Origin of the sequence: Pyrobaculum sp. (genome assembly GCF_049971835.1) — an archaeon.
In the GTDB taxonomy this organism is placed as follows: Archaea; Thermoproteota; Thermoprotei; order Thermoproteales; family Thermoproteaceae; genus Pyrobaculum.
Genome location: NZ_JBMFKV010000268.1, coordinates 1 through 2,167, shown reverse-complemented (window position 1 = coordinate 2,167; position 2,167 = coordinate 1). Strand labels below are relative to the sequence as shown.

The window sequence follows — 2,167 nt, the reverse complement described above, 5'->3', positions numbered from 1 at the left end:
AGGTAGGCGTGGAGTGCCGGGCCGTGGTCTTTGACTGCTCTGTCTACGTGTTGGCCCCATGTCGAGACGCCCATAACAGCCACGCTCTTCAACACGCCGAAGACGGCGTCCACCCAGCGGTTGGGATACGCAAAGACCCCTCCCTCCCCTACGTGAGCCACCAGCGCCTTGTTTACAAAGACGTATTCGGGAGGCGCGACGCCGAGGCGCACCTCCACCGGATCCCTCGACCTAGCCACCTTGGCCACCAGCAGGTCCATCACTCCGTCAAGCACCTCCCTCAGCGCGGGGTGGTAGAGGAAGTAGTAGACGTGGCCTCTCTTCAAGACGTCTGGCTTGTACTCGCCCACCTCAACGGCCAGGCGCCTGGCGAGGAAGTCTGCAATCTTTTTACTCCTAGTCATATACACCTGCACTAGGCCGCGGGGGACGGGGAACTCGCCGCGCGCCAGATACTGGCGGTACGTCTCAAGAGCCTCCGCCACGTCTCTATCCATAGCCCTATACAGCGCCTCCAGCAACAGCTCCCTGGACTTGGCTATGCGGCCCACCGCCTCCGCGGCGGCTCTCAGAAGCTCTGCGGCGCCGTAGCCGAGGCCGAGGGCGCTTGTCCTCACCAGATAAGCCGCCGCCTCCGCCACGGCGTCGCCAGCCCTAACAGCCCTCTCGTAGAGGGCCGGGTCGTCTAGAGACGTTACAACCAGCTCTCTCAAGGCGGAAACCGCCCTCTCAGCGATTTCCTCGGGCAGGTCGCCCACAGCCGCCAGCCTCTCAATCCTCGTAATTAGCCTCTCGGCGTACTCCCTCGGATCCCTGCCTTCCCTCTCCCTCAGCCACAGCGCCCTCCACACCGGCCTCAACGCGGAGTCGTAGAAGCCCTCTTTGACGAGGGCTCTCTCCACATTCTCCACCTCAGCCTCCGCCATCCGCCTAAGCTCCTCCGGCAACTGCCTATACAGCGCGGCGTCTCTGGCGCGTGCCGGCTCGATCCGAGCCAGCTCTTGTAGCGCAACCACAGCCACGTAACGCCTAAGGCCTCCCTCGGCGTACCACTCCCTCGCCACCCTCTCGACCTCGTGCTTGGCCCCTGGGGAGAACCTCGCCGCGGCCTTCAGCTCCTCCACCACGCCCCTCACCGCGTCTCTATAGACGCGGTAAACCTCCTCGGAAGGCTGAACCTCCCTCAGCATCTTGCCGAGGTCGTAGTAGCCCCTCTCAGCCAGCCACTGCACGACGGCGCCCGGTAGCTCGACTCTGCCCTCTGCGTGGTGCCTCGCCAGCTGTGATGCTATTCTGCCGACTTCTTCTTCAAGCCTCTTGACACGCTGAGAGGCCCACCTACCGACGCTTCTAACCACAGCGTCCTCTAGCCTGGAGGGCTGGTACCTCGCCTCTACGTCCAGTGCCTTTGCCACGGAGAAGACACCGCCCTCCCTCACAAACGTGCGCCTCGGCTCCATCCACCTCTCAAACCGCCTGTAGAGGCGGTAGGCCTCCACAGCCTTGGCAACTATATCAGCCGCGCCCTCCAGCTTCAAATCGATCAGCCACGCCAAAACCCTCTCAGGCGCGGCCCACTTGACCAACCTACTGACAGCCTCGTCTGGATCCAGCCTCACGAGAGAAAGAGCGCCCGGCCCGAACCACCTCCTTAGCTCCTCGGCCTTCTCTCTGTCTATATTCATCAACGCCTCTCTCAGCTGTTTTACGTATTTGCTGTACTTCTTGGCGGCGCTCTCAGCCACCACCCTGGCTCTGTCTCTGTCCACCTTCTCGGCGGCTTTTGCCAGAGCCGCCTCCTCCCTAGCCGCCCTGGCAAGCAGAGCCGTTACCACGACGTCAGGCGCCTTTCCCCTAAGCGCATGCGCAGACTCCTCAAGAGCGAGAGCAACGCCGCCTCTGGCCAGAAGCTCGGCCAGAGCTCTGTGCCTCCTGCCCTCGGTAGTCCGCATATAGCGCTGGATGCCCTCTCTAACACCTGCCCAGTCCCACCTGGCGATGAAGCGGGCTACTCTGTCTGGGTAGTGTCTGCCGCCGACCTCCTCCTCTACCAGCCTAACCCTCGGCCTTCTGAAGACGTACGTCGGCATCCCCACCCTCAGCGGCACGTCCGCCTGCACAGCCACGTCGCCGACAACATCCTTCAGCTCGGCGAAGACGGGGTACC

At 63.1% G+C, this 2,167-nt stretch carries 1 pseudogene; it reads right to left on the bottom strand.

The features are described 5' to 3' along the window. Positions 1 to 2,167 (bottom strand): annotated as a pseudogene (locus ACP5J3_RS13515) (hypothetical protein); the annotation flags it as partial.